Here is a 16,412-nt window from a genome sequence, read left to right as displayed (position 1 = left end):
GTGCAGGTGGCCGGTCCTTCACCAACGAGGTGTGTCTTGAGTACGTCTTCGCTCGCGTTTGCGTGTGCCGTGGTGTACACGGACGATGTGGCCCGCTCGGTGGATTTCTATGTGCAGGCGACGGGTCTCGAACCAAGCTACTATGATCGCGACCTTGGGTTTGCGATGCTTGGCGCTGACCAGACGGTTGCCATTGCGTCGCATGCTGCGGGTGAGCTGATGCTTGCCGACGGCTATGACGATGTCAGGAGCAATGGAGTGCGTGGTACGGAGATCGCCTTCTGGGCACCGGATGTCGCCGTTGCCTTCTCGCGTGCGCTCGAAGCTGGGGCATCAGCCCTGACCCCGCCCCGCGACATGCCGTGGGGGCAAACCGTTGCCTACGTGCAGGCACCGGAAGGCACCGTCATCGGGTTCATATCCCGTACTCAACCTTGACGCAGACCCAATACCTGCATCGCCAGCGCTGCGAGTCACCCAATCACCACCTTCCTGCTGACGCTACAATGCAGCCCACTCTGGTCACTGCGCGGCTGGTGCTTCGACCGGCAACCGAAACGGATGGTGAGGCTCTCTGGACTCTGTGGACGGATCCCCTGGTTCGCCGGTTTCTCTGGGACGATCGGGTGATCGATCGCAACGAGGCCATGGCCACCGTCACAGAATGTTGCGCGCTGGCGCCGCAGGCGCTCGGTCTCTGGATGCTCGAGGCGAACCGTAACGAGGCATCACCGTCTCCCTTCCCAGATGGAACCGTGGTCGGATGTGCCGGTCTGCTTCCGGTCAGCGTGGCTGGAGAATTTGAGCCACAGCTTGCAGGGCTGATCGAACCGTTGGTCCCCTCGCGCCGAAGACGACAGGGTGGCACGGCCTGTGGTACCCTGAATATGCCCGACACCCAACGACCCTCCTTTGCCTATGCCTTCCTTTTCTGTTGAGTACGAACGCCTCTGGTCGCAGCGCGCCCGTGCATTGGGGCGCGATCTCACGGCGGAGGAAGCGAGGCAGCTTGAGGGGGAGCTATTTCAGGCGTGGATCGACGCGGAGCGCTTTGATGAGCTCATCCGGACCATTCATGCGAATCACGGACACAGTGGTGGGGGCGAGGACATTGTCGTCCTTGGTTACCATTTGCGTGAACGAAAGGATCGGGATCGGATCCATCAGTTCTTCGGTGGCCTCATTTCACGCCGGGTGAAAGCGTTCTATCAATGGTGGCCCAAAGCTGAAGAGGGTCACATCGGCAGCATGCGCGAAGCCGCGCGTGCGTCCGCTGAGGCCATGGATGCCTATTCGGAGTACTACATCAGTCTGGACAGCCTTGGCCTGCATGACGAGAAGGAACGGCTGCGGGAGGAGATGCGGCAGTTTCAGGCGCGTCTGCCGGTCAAGTCGGTACTGCCACGCACACGACCACGGCACGAGGAGCCAACGTGATGAACCGACCCTACCTCACGACACGCGCCCATCGCGCATTCGCCTTGGCCCATGACCTGGCGATGGCCGGAGGCTGACGCCATGGGGACGGAGCAGTACAGCACGGAGCACCTGCTGCTCGCACTTCTCCGCGATTCGGACTCGGCCGTATCGCAGGTTCTGGCCAGACACGGTGTGTCATACGCGCTGCTGCGCAAGGACCTGCTGCACGTGTATCAGCAGTCGAAGCAGCATGCGGTCTGATCCGAATCCCGGTGGTATGGTGGTGTGTCACCGACCAAGGCATTCAGCGCGAGCCGCTCAGCGCGAGCCGCTCAGCGCGAGGTCTTCAGCGCGAGGCGCGTTGCGACAGATACCCATGCCACAGCAGCCGCGCCGCCACCGATCGCCAGGGTGCCCACTGTGCTGCATGCGCGGTGAGCGCCTCCTGCGCCGGGCGCGACGGCCAGTCCAACAGACGGTGGGCCGCGTCAGCCAGCGCCACATCACCATGCGGCCAGACATCGAGTTCGCGCAGCGCCACCAGACGATACACGTCGGCCGTCCACGGGCCGACGCCTCGAATGGCCAGCAGCGCCGCGCGCGCCTCGGTGCCAGGCAGTCGATCGATTGTACCAAGGCGTAGTCGTCCGGCCATCATGTCCTGCGCGAGGCCATGGACATATGAGGCCTTCTGCCGAGTGAATCCCACCCGGCGCAATCCGTCTTCACCCAGCGCCGCGACATGGCGGGCGGAGAGCCGCCCACCCCGTACACCGCCGGCCTCACACAGCCGCCGGTAGACCGCCCGGGCCGATACCAGCGACACCTGCTGCTCGAGGATCAGCCGTACGAGGGTCGGAAACCCGGGCGCGCGCACCCAGAGTGGCGGCGGACCATGGGCCTGGACCAGACGCGCAAAGCCCGGCTCCACGCGAACGAGAGTCGCGGTGCCCTCGCGCAGCGTGTCTGCCGTAAGCCGAGAATGGTCGAGTCTGTCTGTGGTGTCCACTGAGTGCAAATCGGGGTATGTTCTGCAGGAAAGTGTACACCAAGGTGCGTATAGCCGGCTGACGTGGCTTTCCTTCTCCCGACAAACTGACCCGATGACTGTTCCGGCTCTTACCGTCGCTGTCTGGTCTATCTCCTCGGGTGTTGTGCAATACGGCGCACACGGGGTTCCGGCGGGTCTGTCGCCCGCAGCGCATCAATTGTTCATGGCCGCCGATATCATCACGGCAATCTCGTACTTCGCAATCGCCGCCACGATCCTCGTGCTGGTGGTGCGTCTGCGGGATCAGCTGCCGTTTCAGGTGGTCTTTGTTCTTTTTGGCGCGTTCATTGTGCTCTGTGGTGCAACCCACGTCATGGGGGTGCTCCCGCTGGGCGACAACCGCGGTGCCGTGGAGACCACCACCATGGTCGCCACCGCGGCGGTGTCGCTGCTCACGGCCATCATTCTTCCCCCCTTGTTGCCGCGTGTCGAAGCGCTGGTTCGTGATGCCGCGCTGTCGCGTCAACGCGAGCGTGAGCAGGCGCGGGCCGATGCGCTCGCCGAGTCCAACGAGCTTCTGGTGGCGCAGGCCGCTGATCTGCAGCGTGTCAACGACGCCCTGGCGGCCAGTTTACGGGAACGGGAGCGCTTGGAGTCGCACCTGCAACAAGTGCAGAAGATGGAAGTGCTGGGGCGCCTGGCCAGCGGTGTGGCGCACGATTTCAACAATCTGCTGACGGTCATCCAGGGTAATCTCGAACTGGCACGTGACGAACCCAAGGATGGCAGAACCGATACGACTTACCTCGATGAAATCGAACAGGCCACACAGCAAGCCGCCGAGCTCACTCGTCGACTGCTGGCCTTCGGTCGCAGAGCCCCGTCGCAGACCTCGCGTACCACACTCGATCAGTTGCTGGTCGCTGAGCGACGTCTGCTGGAGCGGGTGTTGCCAGCCAATATTCAGCTCGATCTGCGGACGGGAGTCGCCGACGGGCTGGTGGAAGTCGATGTGAACCTGATGCAACAGGCCATTCTGAACCTGATCATCAATGCTCGCGATGCCACGACCAGCGCAGGTCGAACCAGTGGGACGGTAACCGTCGAAACGGGTGTGCGCGTGGTCCATGAGGAGACGCTACCGACATTTCCACCGGTCGGGCCTGGCACGTACATGACCGTGGCGGTGATGGACGAGGGTACGGGCATGAGCACGGAAACGCTCGAGAAGTGCTTCGATCCGTTCTTTACGACCAAGGAACCGGGCAAGGGAACGGGACTCGGCCTTTCCATGCTCTACGACGCCATGGTCAAGTCGGGTGGCGGTGTGCATGTGGACACCGCTGTGGGGCGGGGCACGACCTTCACGCTGCTGTTGCCGAAGGTCGCGTGATCGGGTTCAACTACCGGGCTTCTTCCAACAATTCGGCGTAGTGAATGACTTCGCACTCCGGGCACACGCCGTGGCTGAAGGCCACGACGTGACGATCGGAGAAGTAGCGCTCCAAGGGCTGCCAGACATCGTGCTGGTCACGAATGGCCTTGCAGTGCGCGCAAATGGGCAGGTAGCCACTGAGCGCCTGTGACAACGCGATCTCCAATCGATGTCGCGCCTCGTCGCGCTCCATGGTCGCGCGGCGATGAAAGAGCAGCAGGGCGCTGAATCCCACGCCAAGCTGTGCGCCATGCGCCAGCATGAACATGAAAGGCGCCCACCCGGGCTCCGACGACAGCCACGGGAAGGTCAGATTGGCAATGCCGATCAGCGTCAGGAATGCGCCGACGAATACTGCCGACCGACCCCACTGCCGTCTGGTCAGGGTGATCTTGGCGGCCGTGACAATCGTGGCCGTCGAAAACAGGAGATAGTGCGGTACACCGACAGCGCCGGCAATGATGACGTCACCGGCAAGCACCTCCCACAGCAGCACCAGAAAGTCCGCGGCAAACGTCGCCAACCACCAGCGTGGCATGGGGCGTTCCAGTAGCGCGTAGCCACCCTGCAACAGAAAGTAGCCACGCGCGATGGCCATGAGCGGCACCACGTGCGCGGCGACGTCATACTGGTAGTTGTCCAAAACCAGCGCGATCAGGTACCGCGCCGCCCAAATGGCCGACGCAATGGCCCAGTAGCCAAGCCAACGCTCCCGGTAGTTGCTCCACATGAGCGCAAACACCCCAGTGAGGATGAGAGCGCTGAGAAAAGGGCCGGTGACGAGCGACATAGGGGCGGACGGCTGAGTTCGTTGACGTGCCCATCATTATCGTCTGTTGGGGCGTAAAGGGCCCGCTAAGAAATTCGAACAGCAGGTTGTCCGGTCCCACTGCACATGTCAGCGGCCCCGTCGGGCACGTAGGGCGAGCGCCCGCGCCACTGCGAGTCGCTGGGAGTCGCTGGGAGTCGCTGGGAGTCGCCGCGAAGCTGCTGTCTGCCTGCACAGCCGTTGTGAAGGCCAATGGTGCCGGGTTGACGCGTCCGCCACGAAAGTGGCGCTGCCCCTCAAAGAAAGACGTGAGTGCTGCCACGGAAGACGTACCGAGCGATGGCAGCTTCCCGCCGGCGCCAAGGGACAGACCGAGCCACTCACGACGTGAGAGCATGTGCGCACTCCATGGAGGTGGGGGCGCACCAGATACTGGTCCGTTGCCAGGTAGCGCACCTTCGACAGTATGACGTGGCCGCCGGCCCTCCCGGTGTTGGCGGATTGTAAGAGTTGTGTTCGCACTGCGTTGCCATCGGCACGTGACGACCCGCTGCGTTGGTTGCTGCGTAGATTCCGGGCGTGAAGCACCGCTCGCCGCGTCCTCCCGCTCTGACCCCGTCCATCATGATTGGACTGGTGTGCTTTGCCGTGGGGTTGACGGCGTTGCTGGCCTATCGCGCGGTCGAGGCATCGCGGGCTCAGCACGAATTGACGGAGCGCACTCTCCAGGAGTACGCGGGCTTTGCGGCGTTTCAACTCAAGAGCGCCACTATGGCGCGCATGATGGGCCAGCACCGGCAGGCGCTCGACCCGGTGGTGCGTTGGATCAACGCCCGTGGCCCAACGCCGGTGCTTGGTGCAGAGCGCCTCGCGCAACTGGTGAAAGAGCAGGGCACCATCTGCCGCTGCCTCGACGGCATCAGCTTCTTCTATCAGGTCACGTTTGCCGACCGCCGCATTGAGGCCAGTGCTTCCGCGCTTGCAACGTCGGATGCTTTGCGCCGGATCCGCGATACCGTACTGGCGCAGGTGCAGGGGCCGAGTCGTGTGGAACCGGCCTTTGCCAATCCGTCTGGCACGCGACCGATCGGCGTGCCGCTGACTTCGCAGTATCTGGTCACGATCTTCGGAGCGATCGACGCGCGCCCCTATCTGTTCACGCATGCCGTGTCCGTCGACACGAGCGGGATACCACTGCTTGCCTACGGTTTCGCCGTGCCGGCCGAGACGCCGGTGTCACGTGCGGTGCAACTGGTGCTGTCGTCGCAGCCGGTGCTGCCCAGCACCCTCACGCGTGGGTTGCACATCGATTCCATCCTGACCATCACGGTGCGTACCCCTGCACGTGCACTGGTCTATCGCAATCGCGTGGCTACCGACACACGCTACGCGGCCAGCGACTCTCTCGAGCCGCGACAGGGCGGACTGCAGTTTGAGGTTGCCATCGTGCCGACAGCGGCCGGTCAGCTCATCATTGGTGGGCTGCCACGTTCGCGGCTCCCGGAGATTCTGGCCACGGCAGTTCTCGCGGTCATGCTGCTCGGGTTGCTGTTCTACCAGTATCGTCGACAGGAGGAGTTGGGACGGCTGCGCGACGAGTTTGTTTCGGGCGTTTCTCACGAGCTGCGCACGCCATTGTCTCAGATCCGTCTGCTGGCTGAACTGCTGCGACTGGGCAAGGTGCCCACCGAGGAGCGGCGTGACCGTTCATTGCGCATCATCGATCAGGAGGCGCGCCGTCTGACGTTTCTGGTGGAGAGCATACTCAGCTTCACCAGCTCGCAACGCGCTTCGCTTTCGCCAACGGCGACCGACATCAGCGTAGACGTTGAGGAGATCGTATCCGGATTTGAACCACTGGCCACGGCACGGGGCGTGCGACTGCTGCTGCAACTTGCACCAGCACTCACCGCCGACGTAGACCGTGGAGCGCTACGTCAGGTGCTACTCAACTTGCTGGACAACGCCGTGCGCTACGGGCCAACCGGGCAGACCGTCACCGTCGCGACTGCCCGCGCGGGGGCCCGCTGGACGCTCGAAGTGACCGACGAGGGGCCCGGAGTGCCGGCAAGCGAACGGGAGGCCATATTCGCTCCGTACTATCGCCTGTCGCGTGACATGGGTGGTGCCGTCGGTGGCACCGGCATCGGGCTTGCTGTGGTGCGTCGTTTGGTGCGGGCACACGGAGGCGATGTGCAGGTGCAATCCGTCAACGAATCCGATACTGGCGTGGCGGCGGGTGCACGCTTTGTCGTGTCACTGCCCCTCAGCATGATGGAGACACGCACGACGTGACCCGCATCCTGGTCATAGAGGACAACGCGGATCTCGCCTTTGCCGTGACCACCGCGCTGCAGAGTGAAGGATTCGATGTGGCCGTGGCCGGTACCGGCCCCGACGGCGTAGACCGTGCGCGACAACGGGACGCGGATCTCATCATCCTCGATCTCATGCTGCCCGGCTTTGATGGGTATCGCGTGATTCGCGAACTGCGGGGCGAAGGCATTGAGGCGCCCATTCTCGTGCTGACCGCGCGCGGCGAGGAAGCGGACAAAGTTCGCGGACTGCGCCTCGGCGCCGACGATTATGTAACCAAACCATTCGGGGCCATGGAGTTGCTGGCCCGCGTCGAGGCACTGCTGCGTCGTGCACGCCATTCCGTGGCTGCCTCGCCGTCCGCCCGTTTTGGCGATATCGTGGTCAATCGGCCGGCGCGCAGCGTCGCGCGCGCCGGTACTCCCGTGGCACTGACCCCCAAGGAGTACGAGCTGCTGGTGGCCCTGATGGATCGGGCAGGTAGCGTGGTGACCCGCGGGGATCTGTTGCGCGCCGTGTGGGGGTATCAACAGGACGTCAGTACCCGCACGGTGGACATTCACATTTCCGAGCTGCGGGCGAAGCTTGAGCCGGTGCCGGCCAAACCCGTGCATATCATCACGGTGCGCAAGGTGGGGTATCGGTTCGAAGTCTAGCGGCGTTTCACTTCGACAGATTGTGCGCATGACCTCCACAGACATCAGGCGACTCACCCGCAAGGACGTCCCGCAGGCGCAGGCGACGCTCCAGCTCATGCATGCCGTCTTTGAGGAACCCTCGTCGCTGCTGTCCGACGCCTATGTCGGCACGCTGCTGGAGCGTGCCGACTTCTGGCTGCTGGGCGCATTCCTGGGCGAGCAGCCTGTAGGCGGACTCACCGCGCACGTGCTCCCGATGACGCGACGTGAGAGTCGCGAGCTGTTCATCTACGACTTGGCGGTACATGCAGACTATCAGCGCCGCGGGATCGGCCGCGCGCTGGTCGAAACGCTGCGGGTGCTGGGATCGGCCGAGGGCATTGACGTGACCTTCGTGCCGGCGGACAACGAAGATGATCACGCCCTGGCGTTCTACGAGGCCCTGGGCGGCGAGGCGGCGCCGGTGACGATCTTCACATTCGGTGCGGACTAGATGTATCGTGTCGGCCATTCCTGGGCCGCATCGTGCTTCACGGCGGCACCTCACGACCTTCGATTCCTCTCATGACCGAACTCAGTGTATCAGATCTGAACCTCCTGCAGTCGGTGCTGATTGGCCCAGCCGATCCCGACATCGTGACGCTCGAGGCTCGACTGCGTGCCGCGCAGGTCTCGGCCGATGTGTCCGCGCTCGACACACTCATCGCCGAGAATCTGCTGTTCACCGGTCCAGATGGTCAGTTGGCCTCAAAAGCCGACGACCTGGCCATGCATCGTTCAGGTGCGGTTCGCATCCGGGCGCATGAACCGGAGGAACTTCGCATTCGCCGTGTGGGCGCCGACGTTGCGGTGGTGGCATTGCGCGCGCGCCTTACGGTGGAGGCCAATGGTGCGCTCGTGATGCAAGGCCCGGTACGCTACACCCGCATGTGGGCACGCGAGGTCGATGGCGTCTGGCGTGTCGTTGCAGGGCATGTGAGCGCCATTCCCGGCTGATTCGTCCCGCAACTGCTCCATTGCCGCGCGTCGGCGCCCCGCGCGTCGGCGCACCGGACGCCGACGGGCGGGGGGCCAAGTTCACTTCATGGAGTTGAGGCCGAACAGGTTCCCTTCGGTATCCACGCAGATCGACACCCAGCCAAAGGGGCCAATGGAGAACTTGGGCCGCAGCACGGTCCCCTTGGCGGCAGTCACCCTCGGCTCGATGACGGCGCAGTCATCCACGCTGAAGTACACCATCGTGCCGCCTGCTCCGGGTCGCGCATGCGCGGACTTGACCAGCGCCCCGGCGGCACCGTAGGTGCTCATGTTGCCGGAGAAACTGCGCATGATGGTTTCGCCGGTTGGATCGCCCATGGCTTCGAGAGTCTGCGCGAACACTGCCTCGTAGAACGCGACGGCGCGCTCCATATCGTCAACGTAGATGTCGAACCAGCCCACGGCGTTGGGTTGCTGCATGTCCATCTCCTCATCGTGAAAGGGAAGCGAGTGGACATGCTAGACAGACCGGCGCGACCTGTATTGTAGAAATCAGACATCGTCCGGTGCCGAGAAGCGGCCTCGATACCTGGCGGGCGTGTATCGACCGGAGGTCTTCGGTTGGCGCATGGTGGGGAATATCATACAACACCCTGGCGCAAGCGCAGATTGAGAGATACGCGCCGGATTGACTCGACGGCACGACATTCAGCGGAGACCGGCATGACCCGGGTTGAGGTTCGCGCGTACGATTCCGACTGGCCACAGCAGTTCGCGCAGATTCACTCGTTGATCTGGCCCGCTGTTCACCATCTGGCGCTGAGCCTCGAGCATGTGGGTAGCACCGCCGTGCCTGGACTGGCAGCCAAACCGGTCATCGATGCCTGTCTCGTCGTGTCCTCACGCGACGACATTCCGTCCATTATTTCGGCGCTGGCCGCGATTGGATATCGGCATCGTGGCGATCTGGGCATTCCGGACCGTGAAGCCTTCCATGCGCCAGACGGTCTGCCGCGTCATCACCTGTATGCCAGTCATCGGGACAGTCTGAGCTGCCGGAACCAGTTGGGGCTGCGCAACCTGCTTCGCGCCGACCCTGTCCTGGCCCGGGCATACGGCGAGCTCAAGCAGCAGCTTGCCCGTCAGCATGCGGACGACATGACGCGCTATGTGGCCGGGAAGACGGATTTCATTCTCTCAGCACTGCGTCGTGTCGGGCTCACGGACGAAGAGCTCACCGCCGTTCGCGCGCTGAATTCATAGGGCGGTTGGCGCGCGGGTTTCTTGCCGACTGCTCGTTTTGGCCGCATGCTATGTGCTTGACGGTCAATCCGATTGCCGGTTGCCGATGCGCACGCCATAGCCTCGAGGGTCGCTTCATGCTCAGCAGCAGCGCGCCAGTTGCCTTTCTCGCCACCGCCATGCCGGATCGCGCGCGGGCATTCTACGCCGACACGCTGGGCCTGCCGGTCTTGTCGGATGATGAGTTTTCGGTGGTGTTTGATATGGACGGCGTTCCACTGCGATTGCAGAAGGTGCGTGAACTGACTCCGCATCCCTTCACCGCGCTCGGCTGGCAGGTGGGGAATGCGGTAGAGGTCGCAGCGGCGCTGCGTGCGCGCGGTGTGGTGTTCGAGCGCTATCCGTTTCTGCAGCAGGATGCCAACGATCTCTGGCAGGCGCCCGGCGGCGCACGTGTGGCGTGGTTCAAGGATCCGGATGGCAATCTGCTGTCGATCACGGACGTCCCGCGATAACTGGAGGTAGAGCGTCATGTTTGAGCATGAACAGCAGCAGAACGCAGCGCCTGACGAATCATCGAGGGACGCCGCGCTGACACCATCTCCCCTGCGCTACAGTGGCGGTGCGGTGATTCTTCTTGGCCTCGGCGTGTTCATCGCCTGGCTGGCCATGGCACCTATGCATGCGGTGTCGAGCGCCGATGCCTGTGATGCGGCGTTCAAGAACGCACGCTCGCGGACGGATACGATTGCGGCGGCGCTGTTGTCGTTTCCCGATCCCAGCGGCCGTCACCTCAAGCGGCGTTGTGGCGAAACCCAGAAGGTCGTGGCGGCCGCGCCCTGGCGTTGAACGTGCGAGGTCGCTTGCAGGGCCGGCTTACACCGGCTCGCCCACCAGGCGCCCTACGCCGGCAGTGAGCAGCAGCGCCATGGCACTCCACAGCACCACGCGCGTTGCACCGCGCCAGCGACCTGCGCCCCCTGCGCCAGCGGCCAACGCACCCAGGCCCGCCAGCGCCACCAGCGATCCCGCCGATACGACCGTGACAACAGCCTTTGCCGGAACCATCAGCGCCAACGACAGCGGGAGAGCGGCCCCCACCGCAAAGGTGGCGGCAGAAGCCAGCGCTGCCTGCACGGGCCGCGCCGACAGTGCCTCGGTGATCCCGAGTTCGTCCCGCGCGTGGGCTTCCAGTGCATTGTATGCCGTGAGTTGCTCGGCCACCTGACGCGCGAGCGTGTCGTCGAGACCACGCGCCCGGTAGATGGCTGTCAATTCGTCCAACTCATGCGCGGGATCGTCGATCAACTCTTGCCGCTCGCGTTTGAGATCGGCCTGCTCGGTGTCGGCCTGTGAACTCACGGAGATGTACTCACCGGCGGCCATCGACATGGCCCCCGCCACGAGACCCGCGAGCCCCGTGACGAGGAGGCCGTGGCGCTCCGTACCGGCGGCGGCAACGCCCACAACCAGTGCTGCGGTGGAGACAATGCCGTCGTTGGCGCCGAGTACCGAGGCCCGGAGCCAGCCGACGCGATGTGTGAAGTGTCGTTCGGGATGCACGGTGCGTGGCATGACGACTCCCTTGGAAGATGTGGGAGACGCTAGCACGCATTGAGCCGTGTGGCCAGTTGGCACACGACGCGTATGCCCGGTGTCCGCCGGCCGGTTCTCCGTTTGGCTTTCTGATGTCGATGGGCGTTATCGCGTCGTCCCCGCGTTGCGCGCGTTACCGCTGCGCGTGTTGCCGCTGCCGCCACCGCGCGCCACGCGCGTGAATGCCAGAAACACGTTGCCGGGCATGGCGCCATAGAGTCCATATCCCGCGCCGACATAGAGACTGTTGCCCACGATGACCGGTCCGCCGACGTCAAGCGACCCGCCGCGTCCACCGCTGCCGTTGACCGTCGGGTAGTCGCGCACCATGTCCTGATCCCACACGATGCGTCCACTGCGCGCGTCGTATCCACGCAAATGTCCGTCGAGCGCGCCCGACCAGACCATACCATGGGCCACGGTCACGGCCGCGCTTTGTGCCGGGCTGCAGCCCGGACGCTTGTCGCACACGGGAGCGGGAGCGCGCCATTGGAGGGCACCTGTGCGAACGTCCAACGCCACGAGACCACCACCGGCGGATGCGTCGGCCACGAGGCGCATGCCGCCGGGCGCGGTGGAGTCGGCCACAGCCGAGATGAGCTGGCCGCCGTAGGCAGCAAACACCAATCGCCCGTCGGTGGCCGAGCCCCAGTGCAGTCCACCGAGCTTGCCACCCGGGCCTACCTGATACTCCCAGCGTGTGGCTCCCTCACGGTCGGGATCGAGGGCGCGCAGCATGCCGCTCTTGGCGCCAACGAGCAGGCTGCGTCCGCCGCCCGGCAAGTCCACCAGTATGGGCGGCTGCCCGATGTCGGCATCGGGACCATCGGCCTCCGGGCAGTTGTACTTGCCGGGCACATCGCAACTCACGTTGTAGCCGTCGCGTGCCGTGAACTGCCGGCTCCACACCACGGTACCGGTGGCAAGATCCAGCGCCATCACCGCATCGCTGCGTGCGCTCTGTGGGGCAGAGTAGTTGTTGCCCGTGCCGAAATACAACCGCCCACGTTGCTCGTCGACGGTGGGTGTGGACCAGACCGCAGCGCCCGAGGGACCTATGACATCGGCCCCCGACTTGCTCTTGCCGTTTGCAGATGGCGTTTCATCAATGGTATAGGTCTTCCACTTCTGCGCGCCCGTGCGCGCATCGAGGGCCACCACGCTACCACGGAAGGTGCAGCAGGCATACTTGGGTTGCAGCGGCATGGCCGACTCATACGATGATACGCCCACGTACAGCACGCCGCGGTGCAACTGTGGCGTACCAGTAACGATCGCCATGGGATGCGCATCGACACGCGCCGTCCACACGATGGCGCCGGTACTGGCCCGCAGCGCCAGTACCCGTCCCATGGCATCACCCACAAAGAGCAATTGCGCTGCGCCACTGCTGTCGCTGAGCAGTACCGCGCTGGTTCGCACCGGCGCGCCCACGGCCGTTCGCCACCACTGACAGCCACGCTCGGCGTCGAGGGCCCATACGCTGCCGCCCTCACTGGTTACGTAGACGCGGCCGTTCATCACGGTGGCTTGTGAGCGTGCGTTGCCCACCTCACCCAGCCAAAGCGCCCAGCGCAACACGAGCGAATCGGACGCGGCCCGCGTAGCCGGGGTGCCAGCGCGGGTGTTGCGCACGTTGCCGCCCCAGGTGGTCCAGCTCTCCCGCGAGGCCCTCACGCCAATAGGCGTGCTGGTGGGCGTGCAGGCTGGGGCATCGAGTCGGGAGCGGGCGGCGGTGGTCGCGGGCGTGGTGGTCGATTGCGCGCGGGTGACGTAGATGGGCAGGACGTGCAGGGCGGCACACACCCACAGACTGGCAAGACGATGAGTCAGCATGAGACGGGGGCATGGGGAAGACTGGACGTGCATCGTATCCCTGTCGGTACGTGTGGCCCCGGGGGCAGTGATTCGCTTGCTCTCCCGCCGTGTGGCGAACGGCAGCATTCATGTCGTGAGCGGCTGTCCGGTTGTGTGCGGGCCGTCTACACTTCGGCATGGCCAACGATGTTGCCACGCCATTGGTGGACGCTGCGGTGCGCGTGCCTGGTGCGCGGCTCCGCACACGACTCGCCGTGTGGAGCGTGCCCGCTCTCATGGGAGTGTTGTACGTCCAGCGGCTCGGTGCAACCCGCGAGCCGGGTGTACCCAGTTGGAAGCTCATGCTCATCGGGCTGTCCATCTGGTACGCCTGGGTGCTGTTCACGCCCGTCGTCGAGCGCCTGGCAGACCGCTGGCCGCTCCGCGGCCGTCGGCTGGCCTGGCATGTGGGGTTGCATCTGTCAGGGGCCGTGGTCTTCACCGCGTTGCAGGCCTTTACGGCCTTCCTGAGCAGTGCACTGCTCGGTACGGCGCCGTGGTCGTTGGTGGGCTTTGTGGTGGCCGAATGGTTTCTCGTGCTGCTTCCGGCCGGTGTGGTGGTGTACGGCGCCGTGGTGGCCTTTCGTCAGGCCACCGTGACGCGCGTACGGCTCGAGCAGCGGGAACGGCACGCGGAACAGCTCATGCTGGCGCTGCGCGACGCACAGCTGACAGCGCTGCGCGCTCAGTTGCAGCCTCATTTCCTGTTCAACACCCTCACGGCCATCACGGCGCTGGTGCGTGACGGAGAGTCGGCACGCGCGGCGTCGGCACTCGAGCAGCTCAGTGTGTTGCTCAGGAGCGCCCTGCGGGCCAGCGATCATCACGAGGTCCCACTGCACGAGGAGGTCGCGCGGCTCGGCCACTATCTACGCATCGAGGAGATGCGTCTTGGACGCGTGGTGATGTTCACGGCCGACGTGCCAGCCGATGCGGCAGATGCGTTGGTACCGGCGTGGATTCTGCAGCCGTTGGTCGAGAACAGTGTGCGACATGGTCTGCGCAACCGTGCCGACAGTGGTGCGTTGCAGTTGGTGGCCCGCGTCGAGGGCGATGATTTACGTGTGACATTGCGCGACGATGGCGCGGGGCTTTCGCCGGACTGGGAGCAGCGGGCGGCGCTGGGCTATGGCCTGGCCAACTCGCGCGCGCGCCTTGGCACCTTGCATGGCGAGCGGGCCTCGCTTCATTTGCTCGGCGTCTCGCCACGCGGAGTCGAGGTCACGCTGGTGCTGCCGTATCGCCGGGAGGCAGCGTAACGCCGATGGCGGAGCAGGCAACGGACGCGGTACTACGGCTGATGCTGGTGGACGATGAACCGCTCTCGCGCCGGGCGCTGCGCCAGCTGCTCGACCTGCGAACTGATGTGGCCGTGGTGATCGAATGCGCCGATGCCGCCAGTGCGCGGGCGCATCTCGACATGGTGGATGCCGTGTTGCTGGACATCGAGATGCCCGGTGTGTCGGGGCTCGAACTGGCGCGCGAGGTGGGCGCACGGCCGCTGCCGGCCGTGGTGTTCGTCACGGCCTTTGACCGCTACGCCGTACCGGCATTCGCTACCGAGGCGCTGGACTACCTCTGCAAGCCGGTCACCATGCTGGAGCTCGATCGGGCGCTGCAGCGTATTCGCGCGCATGTGACACGTCATTGTCCGCCAGCGCCGCCCGTTCCGACGTCTCCGGTGCCGCTGCTCGTGCGGACCGGACGCACCGAGGAACTGGTGGCGCTCGAGCAGGTGGACTGTGCGGAGGCCGACGATGTGTATGTGGCGGTGCATGTGGGAGCGCGTCGCTGGCTCGTGCGGCAATCCATGGCGACGCTGCTGGCGTCGCTCCCGTCGGATGAGTTCTTGCGCGTGCATCGCTCGTGGATCGTGCGCCGGGGGGCGGTGCAGGCGCTGCGCAGCGGACGCGGCGGTCTGCATCTCGTGCTGCACTCCGGGAAGCAGGTGCCGGTGAGTCGCCGTCAGGCTGCGCGGGTGCGGGCCTGGTTGCGGCAGGATGCGGCACATGGCGCTAAATTGTCCCGGAAATAGGAACGGGCCGGGTTGCCCAGGCTCCGGGTGCTGCGCTGCATTCAACACGTCGACTGTCACATGAGTGATCCCTCGTCCAGAACTGAGCGGCCATCATCGGCATCGCATGTGGAGCGACTGAAAGGTCAGCGTCTCTCCACGTTCACCTCGGGCATCGGTGTCACGCTGCAGCGCGTTCCCGACTCGCTCATGCTCCCGCTGCCAGGCGTGACGCAGGCGTTGCACTATCGTTGGGCGTACTGGACATCCACCGTGCGCAATCTGCGCGCCACGCACGGGCTGCGTACGGATGGCGTGCGCTTGTATGGTGCGCCCGTGACCATCACGCCGGCGCTGCGTGCACGATGGCAGCGACTGTTCAACGAAACGGGCGATCGCAGCGACCCCGATGTGCCGGTGCCGTACCTGTACAACCAGAGTGTCGGCACTCTGCTCTACACACGGCTCCTGGCTGACCTGGGCATCAACTTCCGGCATCTGCTGCATGTGCAGCACGAGACCAAGCACTGGGCCAGTGTACTGGACTGGGTGAACACCGACCGACAGGAACTGCACGCGTCCGTGCGCGGAGCCTGGAAGCTCGGAGACGGCAAGGCGATGATCGCGCTGCGCATTGCCATCCATCGCTCCCGCCACGACGGCGGACACTTGCTCGGTACGGTGAACGATCGCTTCATCATCCGCAACGTACCTGAGGCGGATCTGGAGCGGCTTGAGTCGGGGCGCGCGCTGCTGCGCACGCTGGCCGAACTGCGCCGCAAGGACCCGCAACTCGACGCGACGCAGCCCGGCAGTGTGGTGGGCGCCATTCGCGTTCCGTCTGACATGGGCAAGCGATTCGGCCAAGTGTCCGGTGACTTCAATCCGGTGCACACGACGGCGTGGGCCGCCAAGCTGTTTGGCGTCAAGCGTCCGTTTCTCCAGGGTCTCGGCTTGCGCAACGCCATGATCCGACAGCTGGCCTTGCACGGCCGGCCACTGGTGCGATTCACCATGTCATTCGCGAGCCCGGCCTATCTCGATCAGACGCTGCGGGTCGTCATGCAGGGGGACGCGTTCGAACTGGTGGACGAGAGTGGACAGGTGGTGGCGTTTGGTGCGGGGAACGAGGAAACATGAGTACGGGGGTGACGTGG

The 16,412-nt window shown here is 64.7% G+C and carries 20 protein-coding genes; 15 read left to right on the top strand and 5 right to left on the bottom strand.

The features are described 5' to 3' along the window. Window positions 1-36: 36 nt before the first annotated feature. The 4 genes from B2747_RS03905 (at window position 37) to B2747_RS03890 (ending at window position 1,680) form a co-directional block, all read left to right on the top strand. Complete coding sequence (locus tag B2747_RS03905; protein ID WP_291157073.1) at window positions 37-438, top strand: VOC family protein; 402 nt, start codon at window positions 37-39, stop codon at window positions 436-438. Between the two features lie 68 nt (window positions 439-506). Then, window positions 507-938 (top strand): GNAT family N-acetyltransferase, encoded by a 432-nt coding sequence (locus B2747_RS03900; RefSeq protein ID WP_291157071.1) that lies wholly within the window; start codon window positions 507-509, stop codon window positions 936-938. Further along, entirely contained in the window at window positions 919-1,437 is a 519-nt protein-coding gene (locus tag B2747_RS03895) for a hypothetical protein (RefSeq protein ID WP_291157070.1), read from the top strand. The genes B2747_RS03900 and B2747_RS03895 overlap by 20 nt, the downstream gene beginning before the upstream one ends. Window positions 1,438-1,488: 51 nt before the next feature. Continuing rightward, on the top strand, window positions 1,489-1,680 hold the full coding sequence (locus B2747_RS03890; protein ID WP_291157069.1) for a Clp protease N-terminal domain-containing protein: 192 nt from the start codon (window positions 1,489-1,491) through the stop codon (window positions 1,678-1,680). Window positions 1,681-1,765: 85 nt separating this feature from the next. On the opposite strand, the gene B2747_RS03885 is transcribed toward B2747_RS03890, so the two are convergent. Beyond that, entirely contained in the window at window positions 1,766-2,428 is a 663-nt protein-coding gene (locus tag B2747_RS03885; RefSeq protein WP_291157067.1) for a DNA-3-methyladenine glycosylase family protein, read from the bottom strand. Between the two features lie 205 nt (window positions 2,429-2,633). Between B2747_RS03885 and B2747_RS03880 the strand changes: the two genes are divergently transcribed. Then, window positions 2,634-3,803 carry a sensor histidine kinase gene (locus B2747_RS03880; RefSeq protein ID WP_291157066.1) on the top strand — a complete coding sequence of 390 codons (1,170 nt, stop codon included), beginning with the start codon at window positions 2,634-2,636 and terminating at the stop codon, window positions 3,801-3,803. Between the two features lie 10 nt (window positions 3,804-3,813). On the opposite strand, the gene B2747_RS03875 is transcribed toward B2747_RS03880, so the two are convergent. Continuing rightward, window positions 3,814-4,635, bottom strand: a complete 822-nt coding sequence (locus B2747_RS03875; RefSeq protein WP_291157064.1) for a hypothetical protein — start codon at window positions 4,633-4,635, stop codon at window positions 3,814-3,816. Between the two features lie 558 nt (window positions 4,636-5,193). Here B2747_RS03875 and B2747_RS03870 point away from each other — a divergent pair. From B2747_RS03870 to B2747_RS03855, 4 genes are all read left to right on the top strand, one after another. Next, on the top strand, window positions 5,194-6,909 hold the full coding sequence (locus B2747_RS03870) for a sensor histidine kinase (RefSeq protein WP_291157062.1): 1,716 nt from the start codon (window positions 5,194-5,196) through the stop codon (window positions 6,907-6,909). Continuing rightward, window positions 6,906-7,586 carry a response regulator transcription factor gene (locus B2747_RS03865; protein ID WP_291157060.1) on the top strand — a complete coding sequence of 227 codons (681 nt, stop codon included), beginning with the start codon at window positions 6,906-6,908 and terminating at the stop codon, window positions 7,584-7,586. Before B2747_RS03870 ends, B2747_RS03865 begins: the two co-directional genes overlap by 4 nt. Before the next feature lie 28 nt (window positions 7,587-7,614). After that, window positions 7,615-8,061 (top strand): GNAT family N-acetyltransferase, encoded by a 447-nt coding sequence (locus B2747_RS03860; protein ID WP_291157058.1) that lies wholly within the window; start codon window positions 7,615-7,617, stop codon window positions 8,059-8,061. Window positions 8,062-8,132: 71 nt separating this feature from the next. Further along, entirely contained in the window at window positions 8,133-8,564 is a 432-nt protein-coding gene (locus B2747_RS03855) for a nuclear transport factor 2 family protein (RefSeq protein WP_291157056.1), read from the top strand. Between the two features lie 81 nt (window positions 8,565-8,645). Here B2747_RS03855 and B2747_RS03850 read toward each other — a convergent pair whose 3' ends face one another. After that, the gene (locus B2747_RS03850) at window positions 8,646-9,026 is read right to left on the bottom strand and encodes a VOC family protein (RefSeq protein ID WP_291157054.1); all 381 of its coding nucleotides are present in this window, start codon (window positions 9,024-9,026) and stop codon (window positions 8,646-8,648) included. 243 nt (window positions 9,027-9,269) lie between these two features. Between B2747_RS03850 and B2747_RS03845 the strand changes: the two genes are divergently transcribed. The 3 genes from B2747_RS03845 to B2747_RS03835 all read left to right on the top strand — a co-directional run bounded on the left by B2747_RS03845 (window position 9,270) and on the right by B2747_RS03835 (window position 10,637). After that, window positions 9,270-9,809, top strand: coding sequence for a GrpB family protein (locus tag B2747_RS03845; RefSeq protein ID WP_291157052.1), 540 nt, complete (start codon window positions 9,270-9,272; stop codon window positions 9,807-9,809). Window positions 9,810-9,925: 116 nt separating this feature from the next. Then, complete coding sequence (locus B2747_RS03840; RefSeq protein WP_291157050.1) at window positions 9,926-10,303, top strand: VOC family protein; 378 nt, start codon at window positions 9,926-9,928, stop codon at window positions 10,301-10,303. A gap of 16 nt (window positions 10,304-10,319) precedes the next feature. Next, entirely contained in the window at window positions 10,320-10,637 is a 318-nt protein-coding gene (locus B2747_RS03835; RefSeq protein ID WP_291157048.1) for a hypothetical protein, read from the top strand. Window positions 10,638-10,664: 27 nt separating this feature from the next. Here B2747_RS03835 and B2747_RS03830 read toward each other — a convergent pair whose 3' ends face one another. Continuing rightward, window positions 10,665-11,363: a VIT1/CCC1 transporter family protein gene (locus tag B2747_RS03830; protein ID WP_291157046.1), complete on the bottom strand. Its 699-nt coding sequence runs from the start codon at window positions 11,361-11,363 to the stop codon at window positions 10,665-10,667. Window positions 11,364-11,489: 126 nt separating this feature from the next. Next, on the bottom strand, window positions 11,490-13,220 hold the full coding sequence (locus tag B2747_RS03825; RefSeq protein ID WP_291157044.1) for a PQQ-binding-like beta-propeller repeat protein: 1,731 nt from the start codon (window positions 13,218-13,220) through the stop codon (window positions 11,490-11,492). A 158-nt stretch (window positions 13,221-13,378) separates the two neighbouring features. Here B2747_RS03825 and B2747_RS03820 point away from each other — a divergent pair, with 158 nt between their 5' ends. The 3 genes from B2747_RS03820 to B2747_RS03810 are packed head-to-tail and all read left to right on the top strand — an operon-like array spanning window position 13,379 to window position 16,395. Beyond that, window positions 13,379-14,500, top strand: a complete 1,122-nt coding sequence (locus B2747_RS03820; RefSeq protein WP_291157043.1) for a sensor histidine kinase — start codon at window positions 13,379-13,381, stop codon at window positions 14,498-14,500. A 5-nt stretch (window positions 14,501-14,505) separates the two neighbouring features. Beyond that, window positions 14,506-15,276, top strand: a complete 771-nt coding sequence (locus B2747_RS03815; RefSeq protein WP_291157041.1) for a LytR/AlgR family response regulator transcription factor — start codon at window positions 14,506-14,508, stop codon at window positions 15,274-15,276. A gap of 60 nt (window positions 15,277-15,336) precedes the next feature. Then, the gene (locus tag B2747_RS03810) at window positions 15,337-16,395 is read left to right on the top strand and encodes a MaoC/PaaZ C-terminal domain-containing protein (protein ID WP_291157039.1); all 1,059 of its coding nucleotides are present in this window, start codon (window positions 15,337-15,339) and stop codon (window positions 16,393-16,395) included. The last annotated feature ends 17 nt before the right edge of the window (window positions 16,396-16,412 follow it).

Origin of the sequence: Gemmatimonas sp. UBA7669 (genome assembly GCF_002483225.1) — a bacterium.
Classification (GTDB): domain Bacteria; phylum Gemmatimonadota; class Gemmatimonadetes; order Gemmatimonadales; family Gemmatimonadaceae; genus Gemmatimonas.
Note: the sequence above shows the minus strand (reverse complement) of the source record. Positions and strands in the feature narration are given on the sequence as shown.